At 66.2% G+C, this 15,881-nt stretch carries 15 protein-coding genes (1 of these 15 running past the window's edge); 9 read left to right on the forward strand and 6 right to left on the reverse strand.

Translation table 11 applies throughout. From position 1 onward, the window contains the following. From ACROUL_RS00035 to ACROUL_RS00045, 3 genes are all read left to right on the forward strand, one after another. Window positions 1-348, forward strand: the 3' portion of a protein-coding gene (locus ACROUL_RS00035; RefSeq protein ID WP_431297521.1) for a fasciclin domain-containing protein. It extends 129 nt beyond the left edge of the window; only the last 348 of its 477 coding nucleotides appear in the window; its start codon lies off the left edge, out of view; its stop codon occupies window positions 346-348. A gap of 152 nt (window positions 349-500) precedes the next feature. Beyond that, window positions 501-752, forward strand: a complete 252-nt coding sequence (locus ACROUL_RS00040; protein WP_431297522.1) for a GlsB/YeaQ/YmgE family stress response membrane protein — start codon at window positions 501-503, stop codon at window positions 750-752. Window positions 753-782: 30 nt separating this feature from the next. After that, window positions 783-1,274: a YidB family protein gene (locus ACROUL_RS00045; protein WP_431297523.1), complete on the forward strand. Its 492-nt coding sequence runs from the start codon at window positions 783-785 to the stop codon at window positions 1,272-1,274. A 6-nt stretch (window positions 1,275-1,280) separates the two neighbouring features. On the opposite strand, the gene ACROUL_RS00050 is transcribed toward ACROUL_RS00045, so the two are convergent. The 3 genes from ACROUL_RS00050 to ACROUL_RS00060 form a co-directional block, all read right to left on the reverse strand. After that, entirely contained in the window at window positions 1,281-2,384 is a 1,104-nt protein-coding gene (locus tag ACROUL_RS00050; protein WP_431297524.1) for a hypothetical protein, read from the reverse strand. A gap of 64 nt (window positions 2,385-2,448) precedes the next feature. Further along, window positions 2,449-5,064 carry an ATP-dependent chaperone ClpB gene (gene clpB, locus ACROUL_RS00055; protein WP_431297525.1) on the reverse strand — a complete coding sequence of 872 codons (2,616 nt, stop codon included), beginning with the start codon at window positions 5,062-5,064 and terminating at the stop codon, window positions 2,449-2,451. Then, on the reverse strand, window positions 5,054-5,380 hold the full coding sequence (locus ACROUL_RS00060) for a hypothetical protein (protein WP_431297526.1): 327 nt from the start codon (window positions 5,378-5,380) through the stop codon (window positions 5,054-5,056). Before ACROUL_RS00060 ends, clpB begins: the two co-directional genes overlap by 11 nt. Between ACROUL_RS00060 and ACROUL_RS00065 the strand changes: the two genes are divergently transcribed. After that, entirely contained in the window at window positions 5,367-5,819 is a 453-nt protein-coding gene (locus ACROUL_RS00065) for a hypothetical protein (RefSeq protein WP_431297527.1), read from the forward strand. The two genes, ACROUL_RS00060 and ACROUL_RS00065, sit on opposite strands and share 14 nt — an antisense overlap. A 3-nt stretch (window positions 5,820-5,822) precedes the next feature. On the opposite strand, the gene ACROUL_RS00070 is transcribed toward ACROUL_RS00065, so the two are convergent. The 3 genes from ACROUL_RS00070 to ACROUL_RS00080 all read right to left on the reverse strand — a co-directional run bounded on the left by ACROUL_RS00070 (window position 5,823) and on the right by ACROUL_RS00080 (window position 8,389). After that, a complete protein-coding gene (locus tag ACROUL_RS00070) occupies window positions 5,823-6,647 on the reverse strand; it encodes a TolB family protein (RefSeq protein ID WP_431297528.1) in 825 nt (274 codons plus the stop codon). A gap of 78 nt (window positions 6,648-6,725) precedes the next feature. Then, a complete protein-coding gene (locus ACROUL_RS00075; RefSeq protein ID WP_431297529.1) occupies window positions 6,726-7,427 on the reverse strand; it encodes a copper homeostasis protein CutC in 702 nt (233 codons plus the stop codon). Next, entirely contained in the window at window positions 7,424-8,389 is a 966-nt protein-coding gene (locus ACROUL_RS00080; protein ID WP_431297530.1) for an ROK family protein, read from the reverse strand. The genes ACROUL_RS00075 and ACROUL_RS00080 overlap by 4 nt, the downstream gene beginning before the upstream one ends. A 98-nt stretch (window positions 8,390-8,487) precedes the next feature. On the opposite strand from ACROUL_RS00080, the gene ACROUL_RS00085 reads away from it, so the two are divergent. Genes ACROUL_RS00085 through ACROUL_RS00105 form a run of 5 tightly spaced genes read left to right on the forward strand, consistent with a single transcriptional unit; the run spans window position 8,488 to window position 15,881 of the window. Continuing rightward, window positions 8,488-10,152, forward strand: a complete 1,665-nt coding sequence (locus ACROUL_RS00085) for a thiamine pyrophosphate-dependent enzyme (protein WP_431297531.1) — start codon at window positions 8,488-8,490, stop codon at window positions 10,150-10,152. Next, a complete protein-coding gene (locus ACROUL_RS00090; RefSeq protein WP_431297532.1) occupies window positions 10,149-12,233 on the forward strand; it encodes a hydantoinase/oxoprolinase family protein in 2,085 nt (694 codons plus the stop codon). Before ACROUL_RS00085 ends, ACROUL_RS00090 begins: the two co-directional genes overlap by 4 nt. Continuing rightward, window positions 12,230-13,861 (forward strand): hydantoinase B/oxoprolinase family protein, encoded by a 1,632-nt coding sequence (locus tag ACROUL_RS00095; RefSeq protein ID WP_431297533.1) that lies wholly within the window; start codon window positions 12,230-12,232, stop codon window positions 13,859-13,861. The genes ACROUL_RS00090 and ACROUL_RS00095 overlap by 4 nt, the downstream gene beginning before the upstream one ends. Continuing rightward, entirely contained in the window at window positions 13,858-14,676 is an 819-nt protein-coding gene (locus ACROUL_RS00100; protein ID WP_431297534.1) for an NAD-dependent epimerase/dehydratase family protein, read from the forward strand. Before ACROUL_RS00095 ends, ACROUL_RS00100 begins: the two co-directional genes overlap by 4 nt. Beyond that, window positions 14,673-15,881 (forward strand): NAD(P)/FAD-dependent oxidoreductase, encoded by a 1,209-nt coding sequence (locus tag ACROUL_RS00105; RefSeq protein WP_431297535.1) that lies wholly within the window; start codon window positions 14,673-14,675, stop codon window positions 15,879-15,881. Before ACROUL_RS00100 ends, ACROUL_RS00105 begins: the two co-directional genes overlap by 4 nt.

The following is a 15,881-nucleotide window of genomic DNA, read 5'->3' on the forward strand; positions in this document are numbered from 1 at the left end:
ACCGCTGCCGGCCTGGTTGAAACGCTGAAGGGCGAAGGTCCGTTCACCGTATTCGCGCCGACCGACGCTGCCTTCGCAGCACTGCCCGCTGGCACCGTGGAAGACCTCCTGAAGCCGGAAAACAAGGACAAGCTGGTGGCTATCCTTACCTACCACGTCGTCCCCGGCAAGGTCATGTCGACCGACCTGACCGAAGGCATGAAGGCCGCCACCGTGAACGGCGCCGAAGTGACCATCACCCTTGATGGCGGCCCGAAAGTGAACGGCGCCGTCATCTCGATGCCGGACGTCGCCGCTTCGAACGGCGTGATCCACGTCATCGACAGCGTCATCCTTCCGCCGATGTAATCGGAAACTTCGTGATTTCTGCGAAAGGGGTGGCGCAAGCCGCCCCTTTTTTATTGCGCGCCCTGCTCATCGCCCGGCGGAACGGAATCGCTCGCCCCACGTTGTGCCAACAGCCGGGCCTCCTGCCCGCGCAGCTTCAAAGGAGCGCGACCGTGGGTATCATCTGGACCATAATCATCGGCTTCGTGGCCGGCGTGATCGCCAAGTTCATCATGCCCGGCGACAACGAGCCTTCGGGCTTCGTGTTGACCACCATTCTCGGCATCGTCGGTGCCTTCGTGGCGAACTTCCTTGGCCAGGCGCTTGGCTGGTACGGACCGCTGGACGGCGCCGGCCTGATCGGTGCCGTGATCGGTGCGATCATTGTGCTTGCCCTCTACGGCTTTCTTCGTCGCCGAGCCTGACCTAACTCTCCCATTCGAAAGGAACACCAGATGGCCAAAGGCAGCCCATCCATGATCGCCCTTCTCGGCCTGCTGGCGGTTGCCGGCTACCAGAACCGCGACAAGCTCGGCGCGATGCTCAACAACCGCGCCGGTGACGATCCGAACCGCAATCCCTTCGGCGCAACCGGCCAGGCCGACAGCCAGGGCGGCATTCTCGACAACCTTCGCCAGATGGCGGGCGGTGCCGGCAGCGGCGGCCTGATGGGCGGCCTGTCGGAACTGTTCGAGCGGTTTTCAAGCCCCCAGCATCAGGCCAAGGCGCAAAGCTGGGTTAGCACCGGACGAAACGAATCCATCGCCCCGGACGAACTTGAACAGGCGCTTGACGAAGACACCATCGCAGAACTTGTCGAAAAGACCGGCCTGACACGCAGCGAGCTTCTGTCCCGACTCAGCCAGACGCTTCCCGACGCGGTTGACCAAGCCACGCCGAACGGTCAGTTTCCGCCCATAGCTACGCAGGAACCCCGCGCGCTCTGACGCGGCTCAGCCAGCATCAAGCCAAGGTTCGGCCCCCGTCAGCGGGGGCCGCAAACCAGCAAGCATCCCCCGAACCCTCGCCAGCGCAGCCTCGTCAAGCCGTTCGACAGGAACCGACCGCGCCGTCGCGGTGCCCGCATGGGAATCGCTGTCAAACGCCGTCAGCGCACCCTCCATATCGGCATCCGGCAGCCCGCACTCTGCAAAGATGCCAGCCAGCGTCCGCTCCCTGTCCGCGACAAGGGCTTCATATGGGGTGGCTCGCATCGGCACCCCGGCCGCAACCACTTGATGGAACCGGTCGCGCTGCAAGATCCAGACCGCCGCCGACAGTTCGTCGAACATCAGCACGTCGCCCGTCATATCCACCAGCCCCGCTGCAGCCCCGAGCGTCATGTTCCCCGACATGATCCACCAGACGAACTCCCTCTCGTCCTTCGGCACCTGCATTTGCCCACCCATCCGCTGCACGAACCCATAGACCGAATTGCACCAGCTTTCGGCGTCCCGGTACAGAAAAAGAAAGCGGGCATCCGGCGTGGCTCGTTGACAATCCTCGGCGATCATCAGTGCCTGGCTGAAATGCTTCAACACCTGAACCTGTCCCGCATATCCTGGAAAGAGCCGCATGAAGGCACAGCCGGCGCGCAAAAGCGCAACGCGCACCTCGTCCACCACCTTGTCGCGCCCCATCGCCAGATCAAATACGAACAGCGGCTCCGACAGGCACCACGCCACCTCGGTCTGGTTGAAGACGTTGTGCAAGAGCGTCGACCCACAATGCCCGATGTTGAACAGGTGCACCTGCGGCGCCGCCGGAATCGCATCAGCCATCCCCAGCACGTCCGCAAACGGCAGCCGCAGCACCCGCTGCGCGATTTCGAACTGCCGCTGATAGCTGAACGGCGCTTGCGACAGATCGCACGGGCCGACATCCACGAACACCGCTTCAGACGCGGCAAGATCAAAGGAAAAAAGCGTCCAGCCTGGCTCCGTCAACACCACCTCGGGTGACACATCCACCGCTGCGCCCAATTGCAGCGCGCCCACCATGTCAGGCATGAAGACCTGACCGTCTTGCCGGCCGGTAACAGTAAACGCTCGGGCCATGCCATGCTTCTCCTCGTTAAAAGATAAGCGTGACACGGCCCGCTTCGTTATGACAAGCGCGCTCTTAGTGAACCACAGCCTCGGTCGGCCGCGCCCTGCGACTGGCGCTCACCCGGTCGCCGATGATCAGGCCTTCCGGCCCGGCACTGATCGTCACCGTGGACCCATCCATCAGATCGCCCGAAAGGATCATCTCGGCCAGCGGGTCTTGCAGATGGCGCTGCATCACCCGTTTCAACGGCCGCGCGCCGAACACCGGATCATAGCCTTCATCCGCCAGCCACTGCTTGGCTTGCGGGTCTAGCTCCAGCGTGATCTTGCGCCCGACCAGCCGCGCCTCCAGCCGTTTCAACTGGATCTCGACGATCTGCGCCATGTCCGCCCGATCCAGCCGGTCGAAGATGATCTGCTCGTCCAGACGGTTCAGGAACTCGGGGCGGAAGTGCTGGCGCACCGCCTCCTCGACCTGCCGCTTGGCGTCGCTCGAATCCGCCCCTTCCGGCAATTCGGACAGCGCCCGTGCCCCAAGGTTCGACGTCAGCACGATCAGCGTCTGCTTGAAGTCGACCGTGCGGCCCTGACCATCGGTCAGCACACCGTCGTCAAGCACCTGCAAAAGCACGTTGAACACGTCCGGATGCGCCTTTTCAACCTCGTCGAACAAGACCACCTGATACGGCCGCCGACGCACCGCCTCGGTCAGCACCCCACCTTCGTCATAGCCGACATAGCCGGGCGGCGCGCCGATCAGACGGGCAACCGAATGCTTCTCCATGAACTCCGACATGTCGATGCGCACCATCGCGTTGTCGTCGTCAAAGAGGTACTCTGCCACCGCCTTGGTCAGTTCCGTCTTGCCCACGCCGGTCGGCCCAAGGAAAAGGAAGCTGCCCAACGGCCGCCCCTCATCATTCAAACCAGCCCGCGCGCGGCGGACGGCATTGGCAACGGCGGTCAGCGCCGCCCGCTGCCCGACGACGCGTTTGCCAAGCTCCTCCTCCATGCGAAGCAGCTTCTCCCGCTCGCCTTCGAGCATCTTCGACGTCGGAATACCCGTCCACCGCTCCACGACCTCGGCAATCTGCTCAGGTCGCACGGCTTCAGACACCAGCGCCTGCCCTTCACGGGCCTCAGCTTCGACCAGTTGCTTTTCCAGCTGCGGAATGCGGCCATACTGCAACTCGCCGGCCTTGGCGAAATCGCCCTCGCGCTTGGCCTGCTCCAGTTCGGCGCGTGCCTTGTCGAGCTCCTCCTTCAGCCCGCGCGCGGCTTCCAGACTGTCGCGCTCCGCCTGCCACTTCGCCGTCATCTCGGATGACTGCTGCTGCAGGTTCGCCAACTCGCGCTCCAGCTTCTCCAGCCGGTCTTTCGACGCCGCGTCGTCTTCCTTCTTCAAGGCCTCGCCCTCGATCTGCAATTGCAGGATCTGGCGGTCCAGCTGGTCCAGTTCCTCGGGCTTGCTGTCGACTTCCATCCGCAACCGGCTGGCGGCTTCGTCCATCAGGTCGATCGCCTTGTCCGGCAGGAACCGGTCGGTGATGTAGCGGTGGCTCAGCGTCGCCGCAGCCACCAGCGCCGCATCGGCGATGCGCACGCCGTGGTGCAGCTCATACTTCTCCTTGATCCCGCGCAGGATGCTGATCGTATCCTCCACCGAAGGCTCGTTCACGAACACCGGCTGGAACCGCCGCGCCAAAGCTGCGTCCTTCTCAACATACTTGCGGTATTCATCCAAGGTCGTCGCACCAATGCAGTGCAGCTCGCCCCGCGCCAGCGCCGGCTTGATCAGGTTCGCCGCATCCATCGCACCGTCGGATTTGCCCGCGCCTACCAGCGTGTGCATCTCGTCGATGAACAGGATGATCTCGCCCGCCGCCGCCGTGATCTCGTTCAACACGGCCTTCAGCCGCTCCTCGAACTCACCCCGGTACTTGGCACCCGCAATCAGCGCGCCCATGTCCAGCGCCATCAGCTTCTTGTTGCGCAGGCTCTCCGGCACGTCGCCATCCACGATGCGCAGCGCCAGACCCTCGGCAATCGCCGTCTTGCCGACCCCGGGTTCGCCAATCAGCACCGGGTTGTTCTTGGTGCGCCGTGACAGCACCTGCATCGCACGCCGAATTTCCTCGTCGCGCCCGATGATCGGGTCGATCTTGCCATCCGCAGCCGCCTCGGTCAGGTCGCGCGCATATTTCTTCAACGCCTCCATCGTCTCTTCGGACGAGGCGCTGTCGGCCGTGCGGCCCTTGCGGATTTCATTGATCGCGCTGTTCAGCCCCTGCGCCGTCACGGCACCCGCCGTCAGCGCATCCTTGGCCCGCGTGTTGACCAGCGCCAGCGCCGTCAGCAACCGCTCGACCGGCACGAAACTGTCGCCCGCCTTCTTCGCGACCGTCTCGGCCTCGTCCAGCACCCGCACCAAGCTCGGGTCGATATAGGTCTGCCCGTCGCCGCCCGTCACCTTCGGAAGCTTCGCCAGCGACAGGTTGATCGCCTCGTTCACCCGCTCGGGCGCACCGCCCGCCTTGCGGATCAGGTTCGAGGCCAGCCCCTGGTCGTCATCCATAAGGGCTTTCAGCAAATGGTCGGGCAGCACGCGCTGGTGGCTTTCCCGCATCGCAATCGTCTGCGCGGCCTGAAGGAAACCGCGCGACCGTTCCGTGAACTGCTCAAGGTTCATCGGTCATCTCCTCTCGTGAAGCGCCTCGGTCCGGAATGCCCGACTGTTCAGCACATTCCGCAAGGCCTTGCCATTCATCTGGGCAAGCGATCTGTGTTTTGCAATCCCGTCCCGCAGCAAAATCAATATGGGCCGCCGCTGCCTTCTGTTGCAGGCCACCACCACCTTTTGGCCGATCCTTGCCGATCCGCACTGCACCCGTCGGCATGATCACGCAGCCCGGCGCGCCCTGCAGCCCCAGCCGCTTGCCAACCGACTGAATCCTCACCCATCCTTGCCGCCCAACCAGAAGGTGTGCGGCGATGAGCGATACCAAACTTCCGATCCTCCCCAAGGCCCCGGTCGAGGGCATCCGTGTCCACGTCGCCCGCGCCGGTCTGGTGATCGGCGATACCGCCGCGCTCGACCGCCTGCCCGATGGCCGGATCGGCGTCTACGCACGGGTCCGCCAGCGCTTCCTCGGCATGATCCCGCGCCGCCGCATCGCGCTCATCGGCCACCTCGGCCCGGTTGCCGAAGACCTGCTGTCGCCTGCGCTCAGCCACGGCGATCCGATGCGCATCCGCATCATCGACCTTACCCCGGAACACCTCGCCAACGGCTTTCCACCGGAAATCTACATCTCGGTCTGGGGCGACCCGCGCCATTTCAGCGAAAGATCCGCCATCCACGAGGCCTTCCTGCCGCTGCCCACCCCGGCACCCGAGCCGGAAGCTCTGGCGCCCCGTCGGCCTCCCCGCTTCCGCATCGCCTGACGGTCAGGGCTTATACCGCACATAGGCAAAGGCGTGTCCGTCCGGCGCCCAGCTTGGCACGTTGATCGTGCCCTGCCCGCCGGTGAACTCCCGCACCACGCGGCGGTCGCGCCCCTCGGGGTCGCACAGCACCAGGGCAACCGGCAGATCAGCCGGATGCCCCGTCGTCCCGGGCGGATACGCAAGATAGACCATGCGCTGCCCATCAGGTGACGGATGCGGAAACCAGTTCACATGGTCGTCCTCGAACAACTGCCGCTGCCCCGATCCGTCCACCGCCATCACCCAGATCTGCGCATGTCCGCCCCGGTCACAGTTGTAATAGATGCGGCTACCATCTGCGCTGTAATCCGGCCCGTCGCAATGCCCCTCGCCTTGGGTCAGGCGCTGCTCCTCACCGCCCTCGACCCCGATCGTGTAAACATCAATCACCCGGCTGCCACCTCGCGCCGCAACATAGGCCAGCCTTGCCCCGTCCGGCGACCAACCGTGCCACCAGCTGGGTGCGTGCCGTGTCACGGCCACCGGCTCTCCTCCCGTTGCGGGCAGCATAAAAATCTCCGACCCCTGCCCGCGATGGTGCGAAAGCACGATCCGCGTCCCGTCAGGGCTGATCCCGTGGTCATTGTTGCAGCGGTCTGCAAACCCGGTGTCTACCCGCACCAAGGACGGCTCCGCCAAGGGAACCCGAAAAAGCCGCCCGCCGCCGTTCACCAGCAGCGTCTCCCCTGACGGGTCCCAGTTCGGTGCCTCGATCCGCCCGTCGATGGCCAACACCTCACGCACCGCTCCGCTTGCGACCTCATAGGTCTCGATGATGCTCTTCACGTCCAACCCCTTGCTATTCCTGCAAATACTTCGCCCGAGGTCTGGAGGTTGTGAAACCGTCCGGGGCTGGGCCGGAGCTCAAGGCTCCAAAGCTGCCCGCAGCGCCCGCACCTGCCCCGCATCCGTCACCCGCTCCGTCGCGACCCCGAAACCCAGCCCCACCACCCGCCCTGTCCGGACCACCGAACATGACCCATGCACCTCGATCGGTTCCAGTACCCGCAACCCCGCCGCCGTCGCCGCCGTGATCCCAGCCCCCGGCAGTATGCCGATCCGCCCCGCTGCCTGCGCCTTCAACGCGACCAGCCGGTCGATCCCCGCCACCGCCGTCGCCGCTCCGCCCGAGGTCAGCACCCGGTGAAACCTAAAGTCGATCGCGGCTTCCAAAGCCTCGCCCATATCCGGCACCAGATCGAACACCCGGTGCAGCGTCAGGCTCAACCCCGCCGCCTCGCCCACCAGCCTCCTCAGCGCCACCGCATCAAGCCGCCCGTCTGCCAGGCTCGCGCCGATCACCACCCCGGCCATCCCGCACTCCCGCGCCACGGCGATATCCGCCGCCATCACCTCAAGCTCCGGCTCGGAAAAGAAGAAATCCCCCGCCCGCGGCCGTATCAGCGCATGCACCGGCACCCCCGCCCGTGCCGCCAGTCGCATGAACCCGGCCGAAGGCGTCAACCCGCCCACGCCCAGCGCCGAACACAACTCAATCCGGTCCGCACCGCCCTCCAGCGCAGCCGCCAGCCCCTCTGCCGTGTCGACGCAAACCTCGATGATCAATGCTCGAACTCCACCAACCCGGCCTCCGCCGCGCCGATCAGCCCCGGCTCCACCGTGCATTCCGCCAGCACCACCAATGGCCGCTCCGTCCGCCGCAACACTCGCGCCCGAACCGCCGTGTCCAGCCGCGCGATCAGCGCCGGCACGTTCGCAAGCCCGCCGCCCACCGGCACGATCCCCGCTCCCGTCACGTTCAGCACCATCGCCAACGGCCCCGAGACCAGCTCTTCCCACAGATCGACCACCGGCGCCGCGTCAGCATCTCCCGCCTGCCACCGCGCCAGAATTTCCACCGATCCCAAAGGCTCCCCACCCGAGGCGCGCCACAACCGCTCCAGCCCGCGCGCGCCACCCACGGTGTCGATGCAGCCAACCTGCCCGCAGCCACAAGGGAAGGCGAATTCACCCCGTATCACCGGCCCATGCCCCCATTCGCCGGCATAACCGCCTGCCCCCGTTACCAGCCGCCCATCTATCACCAGCCCGCCACCTACGCCGGTGCCAAGGATCACGCCGAACACAGTGCCATGCCCGCGCCCCGCCCCCTGCCGCGCCTCGGCCAGCGCAAAGCAATCCGCGTCGTTCAGCACTATCACCCGAACGCCCAGCCGCGCCTCCAGCAGCGGCGCCAGCGCCAGCCCGTCGATACAGCGGATGTTGGCCACCCGGCCGATACCCGTCTCCGGCTCGACCACCCCGGCAATCGAAATCGCCACGCCCCGCACGCCCGGCTGCATGAACCGGGCAAGCCCAGCCACAAAGCCGTCAAGGTCATCCACCGCCGTCGGCACCGCGCCCAACGGCCTTACCCCGTCCGCGTCGGCCAACCCCGCCTTGATCCGCGACCCGCCAATATCAAAGCAAAGGATCATTGCCTGCCAACCCCCGCGCGCCACCTGAAGCCGCGCCCCCATCATTGCGTTCTTCCCATCGTTAGCGATGGCGCAGACGGCTGTCGACATGCCAGATCGCCCGGTAAATACCCATAACGCCAGAAGAACGCGGTTTTCATCGCCAATCTGCCCGGGCATGATCGCGCCGAAACTTGGGAGAGGCATCCATGCGCAACGGCGGGCAGTTACTGGTCGAAAGCCTCGTGGCTCTTGGTGCCACCCGCGCCTTCGGCGTGCCGGGCGAAAGCTACCTCGCCGTCCTCGACGCCATGCATGACACCCAGGGCCGCTTCGACTTTGTCCTTTGCCGCAACGAAGGTGGCGCTGCCTTCATGGCCGCCGCCTGGGGCAAGCTGACCGGCCACCCCGGCATCGCCCTCGTCACCCGCGGCCCCGGCGTAACCAACGCCTCCATCGGCATCCACACCGCGATGCAGGACTCTGCCCCGATGCTGGTCTTCGTCGGCCAGGTCGGCACCGACATGAAGGGCCGCGAGGCGTTCCAGGAACTCGACTACCGCGCCGTGTTCGGCACGATGGCGAAATGGGCGGTGGAAATCGATCACGCCGACCGGATCCCTGAAATCCTGTCCCGCGCCTGGATCACCGCCACCACCGGCCGCCCCGGCCCGGTGGTCGTGGCCCTGCCCGAAGACGTGCTCTCCGGCCTCACCGCCGCCGCCCCCCTCAGCGGCCCGGCCCGCATCGCCGAACCAGCCCCCGACCCGGCCGCCCTCACCGACGCGCTTGCCCTCCTGTCACACGCCCAGCGCCCCGCCATCCTCCTTGGTGGCTGCAACTGGACCGCTCAAGGCCGCGCCGCCCTCCAATCCTTCGCCGAGGCGTCCGACATCCCGGTAGTCGCCGCCCTCCGCTATCAGGACATGATCGACAACCACTCCCCCGTCTACGCCGGCGACCTCGGCCTCGGCCTGACCGCCGGAGTCCGCGCGACCCTGGCCGAAGCGGACGTTGTCCTCGCCCTCAACACCCGCTTTGGCGAGATATCGACCGAAGGCTACACCCTCTTCACCGTCCCCACCCCGGCGCAAAAGATCATCCACGTCCACGCCTCAAGCCTCGAGATCGGCAAGATCTACATCCCCACCCTCGGCATCCCCGCCGGCCCCAACGCCTTCGCAGCCGCCCTAACGCCCGTCAAAGGTCCGTGGTCCGAATGGCGCAAACGCGCCCGCGCAGCCTATGAGGCGACCTTTGACCTCCCGCCACAGCCCTCGCCCGTCGACATGGCCCAGGTCATGGCCCACCTGCAGTCCGTCCTGCCCGACGACGTTATCCTGACGAACGGTGCTGGCAACTTCACCGCCTGGCCGAACAAATACTTCCGCTTTGGCCCCCATGCCCGCCTCCTCGGCCCGCAATCGGGCGCAATGGGCTACGGCCTCCCGGCCGCCATCGCCGCCAAAGTCGCCCACCCCGACCGGACCGTGGTCTGCTTTGCCGGTGACGGCGATATCCAGATGAACCTGCCCGAACTTGCCACCGCGATGCAGGCCGGCGCGCAGCCCATCGTTCTCATCCTCAACAACGGCATGTACGGCACGATCCGCGCGCATCAGGAAAAGAACTTTCCCACCCGCGTCTCCGGCACCACGCTCGTCAACCCGGATTTCCCGGCCCTCGCCCGTGCCTACGGCTTCCACGCCGAACGAGTGTCGGCCACCACCGATTTCCCCGCCGCCTTCGCCCGCGCGCTTGCGTCGAAAACCGGCGCGGTCCTCGACCTCGACATCTCGCCCGAAGCCCTCACCCCTCGCCAGACCCTCAGCCAGATGCGCGCCAAGGCGCTCGCTGAAAAGGAAACGAAATGACCATCCGCCTCGGTGCCGACATCGGCGGCACCTTCACCGACGTGGCGCTCGACCACAACGGCACGATCCATTCTACCAAGATCCTGACGAATTACGCCGCCCCCGAACAGGGTATCCTCGATGCCATCGACATCGTCCTGACCGAGGCGAACCTCACCTACGCCGACCTCGACATCGTCATCCACGGCACCACCCTTGCCACCAACGCGCTGATCGAACGGCGCGGCGCAAAGACCGCCTTCGTCACCACCGAAGGCTTCCGCGACACCGTCGAAATGCGCACCGAAAACCGCTTCGACCAGTATGACCTGAACCTCCGCCTGCCGCAGCCTCTCGTCCCACGCCAAGACCGCTTCACCGTCCCCGGCCGGATCGGCGCCGACGGTCAGGAACTCCTGCCGCTCGACGAATCCGTCCTCGCCGCCGTGGCCGAGGCCATCGCGGCGGACGGATATGGCGCGGTTGCCATCGGCTTCATCCACTCCTACCTCAACCCCGCGCACGAGGCCCGCGCGCGCGACATCATCGCCGCCCGCACCACCGCCCCGATCTCGCTGTCCTCCGAAGTCTCTCCCCAGATGCGCGAGTTCGAACGCTTCAACACGGTCTGCGCCAACGCCTACGTCCGCCCGCAAATGGCCGCCTACCTCACCCGCCTGCAAGCCCGCCTCAAGGACCAAGGTGCCACCTGCCCGGTGTTCATGATCCACTCCGGCGGCGGCCTGATCTCGGTCGAAACCGCAGCCGAATTCCCCGTCCGCCTGATCGAAAGCGGCCCGGCAGGTGGCGCCATCTTCGCCGCCGACATCGCCCGCCGCTTCGACCTTCCCTCCGTCGTCAGCTACGACATGGGCGGCACCACCGCGAAAATCTGTCTGATCGAGGATTACGCCCCCAAGACCGCCCGCAGCTTCGAGGTTGCCCGCACCACCCGCTTCGCCAAAGGCTCGGGCATGCCCATTTCCATCCCCGTGATCGAGATGATCGAGATCGGCGCCGGTGGCGGTTCCCTCGCCTCGGTCGATAGCATGGGCCGCATCCAGACCGGCCCTGAATCCGCTGGCTCCGAACCCGGCCCCGCCTGCTACCAGCGCGGCGGCGACCGCCCCGCCATCACCGACGCCGACCTGATCCTCGGCAAGATCGACCCCGACAACTTTGCCGGCGGCGCGATCCGCCTCTCCGCCCCCCTCGCTGCCGCGGCCATCGACGCCCACGTCGGTCAACCGCTCAAGATCGACACCCTCTCCGCCGCCTTCGGCATCGCCGAGGTGGTGGATGAAAACATGGCCAACGCCGCCCGCGTCCACGCGGTCGAAAACGGCAAGAACATCTCCGACAACCTGATGATCGCGTTCGGGGGCGCCGCCCCCCTGCACGCCGCCCGCCTGTGCGAAAAACTGGGCATCGACCGCTGCCTCGTGCCCCCCGGCGCGGGCGTCGGCTCCGCCATCGGCTTCTTGCGCGCCCCCTTCGGATACGAGGCGCTCGTCACCCGCATCACGCGCCTCTCGGCCTTCGATACCGACGCCGTCAACACCCTCCTCGCCGGCCTGAAAGCCACCGCCGAAGGCTTTGTCCGCACCGGTACCACCGCTGCCATCACGATCGAGACCACCGCCTTCATGCGCTACAAGGGCCAGGGCTGGGAAATCCCCGTCCCCCTCCCCGACCGCCCGTTCACGCCCCCCGACGTCACCGCCCTCCGGTCCGCCTTCCGTGACGCCTATGCCCGCTTCTTTGGCCGCGCCATCGGTGGCACCGCCGACGACGCGCTGGAAATCGAGGTCGTCACATGGTCCGTCAAGGCCAGCGACACCCGTCCCGCCCCCACCCGCCACCATCTGACCGACGGCACCACCACCGTCACCCCCACCATCTTCCGCGACGTGTTCGACCCCGCCACCGGCGCGATGCTGCCCACTGCCATCGTCGACCGCGCCGCCCTCACCTCCGGCCAGCGCATCCCCGGCCCCACCGTCATCGTCGAACGCGAGACTTCCACCGTCGTCACCTCACCCTTCGACGTGGTGATGCAGACCGACGGCTCGCTCCTTCTCCTCAGAAAGTCCGCGCCATGACCGATCCCACCCGCGAAATCCGGATGCAGGTGATGTGGAACCGCCTGATCTCGGTGGTCGAGGAACAGGCGATGACGCTCCTGCGCACTGCCTTCTCCACCTCGGTCCGCGAGGCTGGCGACCTCTCCGCCGGCGTGTTCGACCCCTCAGGTCGGATGCTCGCCCAAGCCGTCACCGGCACCCCCGGCCACGTCAACACGATGGCCGAGGCGGTCCTCCATTTCATCAGCGAAATCGGCCGCACCAACATGTTTCCTGGCGACACCTACGTCACCAACGACCCGTGGAAAGGCACCGGCCACCTGCACGACATCACGATGGTCTCGCCGTCCTTCCTCGGCGACACGCTTGTCGGCTTCTTCGCCTGCACCGCCCATGTCGTTGATGTTGGCGGGCGCGGCTTCGGGGCCGATGGCAAATCGGTCTACGAGGAAGGCATCCAGATCCCGATCATGAAATTCGCCGAGCGGGGCGAGGTGAACGACACCCTGATCCGCCTTTTGCGCGCCAATGTCCGTGAACCGGATCAGGTGGTGGGTGACTTCTACTCTCTTGCCGCCTGCAACGATGTCGGCCACCGCCGCCTCGCCTCGATGATGCAGGAAATCGGCCTCGCCACGCTTGATGACCTTGGCGACTTCATCTTCACCCGCACCCGCACCGCCACGCTCGACCGCCTGCGCGCCCTGCCGCAAGGCACTTGGGACAACATGCTCGACACCGACGGCTACGACACCCCCGTCCGCCTCGCCGCGTCCGTCACCATCGCGGGCGACACGGTGAATGTCGATTTCGCAGGCTCCAGCCCGGTCTCGTCCAAGGGCATCAACGTGCCGATCATCTACACCAAGGCCTACGCCTCCTACGCGCTGAAGTGCGTAATCGCGCCCGACATTCCGAACAACTGGGCCTCGCTCGAAGCCTTCACCATCACCTCGCCGGAAAACATCCTGAACGCCCCGCGCCCCGCACCCGTGTCGGTGCGCCACGTCATCGGCCACCTCGTCCCCGACCTCGTCCTCGGCGCGCTCGCCAAGGCGCTGCCCGGCCAGGTCCTCGCCGAAGGTGCTGCCGCGCTGTGGAACATCCACATGTCCGTCCGCCCCGCGCCGGGCCACCCCGGACGCCGCGCCGAGATCCTGATGTTCAACTCCGGCGGCATGGGCGCGCGGCCCACTGCAGACGGCTTGTCCGCCACCGCCTTCCCTTCCGGCGTGATGACCATGCCGATCGAGGCGACCGAACACACCGGCCCCATCGTAATCTGGCGCAAGGAACTGCGTCCCGATTCAGGCGGTGACGGCGAATACCGCGGCGGCCTCGGCCAGATCATCGAGATCGAGCCGCTGCCCGGCCACGAGTTTGACTTCTCCGCCATGTTCGACCGCGTCAACCACCCCGCCCGCGGCCGCGACGGCGGCCAACCCGGCGCCGCCGGATCGGTCGACCTCGACGATGGCACCAAGCTTAAACCCAAGGGATGGCAACACGTCCCCGCCGGTCGCCGCCTGATCCTCACCCTTCCCGGCGGCGGCGGTTTCGGCGATCCCGCCCGTCGCAGCCCCGACGCCCGCGCCGAAGACGCGACCAAGGGTTATGTCACCTCCAAGTCCGGAATATCCGAATGACCCCCCGCTTCGATACCATCCTCATCACCGGCGCCGCCGGCCGCCTCGGCACCCAGCTTCGCCGCGGCCTCGCTCCCCTCGCCCGCACCCTCCGCCTCGCCGACCGCGCGCCAATCGCGGATCTTCAGCCCAACGAACAGGCGCTGACGTTCGACCTCAACGATGCCCAAGCCGTCAATAATGCGGTCAAAGGCGTCGATGCCATCGTCCACTTCGGCGGCGCGCCAATGGAACGCCCGTGGGACGAGGTGCTGAATTCCAGCATCATCGGCAGCTACAACATCTACGAATCCGCCCGCAAACACGGCATTTCCCGCATCGTCTACGCCTCCTCCGTCCACGCCATCGGCTACCACCGTCTCGAAGACCAGATCGACGCCCACGCCCCGCACCGCCCCGACAGCCTCTACGGCCTTTCCAAATGCTTCGCCGAAGACCTCGGCCGCCTCTACTGGGACAAGTTCGGGATCGAGACTGCCGCGCTTCGCATCTTCTCGTCCTTCCCCGAACCTGCGGACCGGCGGATGCTCTGGTCGTGGCTCTCCTTTGACGATTGCATCCGCCTCGTCACCGCCGCCCTCACCGCGCCCCAGGTCGGCTTCACCGTGGCCTTTGGCATCTCCGACAACACGGTCAAAGCCGTTGACAACCGCCTCGCCGCGCACCTCGGTTTTCACCCGCAGGACAACACCGAACCCTTCCGTTCCGCCGTAGAAACGCGTACCCCTGTGCCCGATCCGAAAGCCCCCGCCGTGCAGGCCCTGGGCGGTTGGTTCGTCGATCTTGGGCACCCCGATGATGAGGCGGCAAAGTGAACGACAGCTATGACGTGGTGATCGTCGGCGGGGCCGTGATCGGCTCTGCCGTAGCCTATTTCCTGACCGCGAACCCCGATTTCAAAGGCTCCGTCCTGATCGTCGAACGCGACCCGACCTTCGCCAAAGCCTCCACCTCGCTTTCCGCCGCCTCGATCCGCACGCAGTTCTCGAACCCGATCAACGTGAAGATCGGCCAGTTCGGCTCCGCCTTCATCCGCGATTTCGCCACTACGATGCAGGTCGAAGGCCAGCCCGCCCCCGACCTCAACTTCCATACCGGCGGCTACCTCTTTCTCGCCAACACCCCCGCTCAGGAACAGGTCCTGCGCGAAAACCACGATGTGCAGCGCGCCTGCGGTGCCGACGTCGTCCTCTGGGATGCGCAGGAGCTGTCCCGCGCTTTCCCCCACCTCAACGTCGACGACATCCGCCTCGCCTCCTACGGTCGCTCCGGCGAAGGCTGGTTTTCCAACACCGGCCTGATGAACGGCTTTCGCGCCAAGGCCCGCGCTCAAGGCGCCACCGTCATCACGGATGAGGTGACGGGCATTACCCGCGACGGCAACCGCGTCACCGCCGTCACCCTCAAATCCGGCGCCACCATCCAGACCGGCACCGTCGTCAACGCCTCTGGCCCCCGCGCCGCCCTCACCGCCCGCATGGCCGGCCTCGACCTCCCGGTCGAACCCCGCAAACGCACCGTCTTCGTGATCGACGCCGCCACCACCCCCGAAGGCAGCGCCACCGTGAACCACGGCCGCCTGCCCCTGATGATCGACCCCGGCGGCGTCTGGTGCCGCCCCGATGGCCGCTTCTTCCTGACCGGCGCCGCCCCCAGCGAAGACCCCGCCGTCGACTGGGACGATTTCGAACCCCGTTGGGAGGAATTCGAAGACATCGTCTGGCCCGCCCTCGCCGCCCGCTCGCCCAATTTCGAGGCGATCAAGGTCGTCAACCAATGGGCCGGCCACTATGATTTCAACACCCTCGACCACAACCTGATCGTCGGCCCGCACCCACAGGTGTCAAACTTCATCTACGCCAACGGCTTCTCCGGCCACGGCCTGCAACAAGGCCCCGCCGCCGGTCGCGCGGTCTCGGAACTCATCATCTACGGCGGCTTCCGCACGCTCGATCTGTCCGAGGTCGGCTACGACCGCATCGTCGAAAACCGCCCCTTCCTCGAAAAGGCGGTCATCTAA

This window comes from Tabrizicola sp. BL-A-41-H6 (assembly GCF_050632395.1).
GTDB lineage: Bacteria > Pseudomonadota > Alphaproteobacteria > Rhodobacterales > Rhodobacteraceae > JAUYQR01.